This window comes from Staphylococcus pasteuri (assembly GCF_030547725.1).
GTDB lineage: Bacteria > Bacillota > Bacilli > Staphylococcales > Staphylococcaceae > Staphylococcus > Staphylococcus pasteuri.
The window spans coordinates 1-334 of record NZ_JAUOQO010000119.1 but is presented as its reverse complement, the minus strand read 5'-3'; the positions used below and the strand labels follow the sequence as shown (position 1 = coordinate 334).

The 334-nt window shown below is 55.4% G+C and carries 1 protein-coding gene; it reads left to right on the top strand.

All coding sequences use genetic code 11. From position 1 onward, the window contains the following. Window positions 1–334: Ig-like domain-containing protein (locus Q4528_RS13050; protein ID WP_303521904.1), on the top strand; the 334-nt coding region annotated here is incomplete at both ends.

Genomic DNA, 334 nt, shown 5'->3' with positions numbered 1-334 from the left:
ACCTTGATCTGCCCTTCGGGGATTTTTTGCAGGTATCCGGCGTTCGGCGCGGCGGTGAAACCGATACCAGCTTTGGGGATATTCGCGCCTTTGGCACCCTCATCACACCGATCAGTCAATACACGCACGCCGATGGAGAGGTGGACTACGGCATTCGCATCTCAGGCTCACTGGGCTCTCTCTATATTAGCGATGACGGGGCCTTTAGCTATTATGCCTCTCCGGTCGCTGACGTCACCGGCACGGAAACGGATGTGTTCACCTACGAGATCACAGATGTTCAAGGTGTGACCGACACGGCGGAAATTGTTGTCAACGTGGCCCACACCAATAC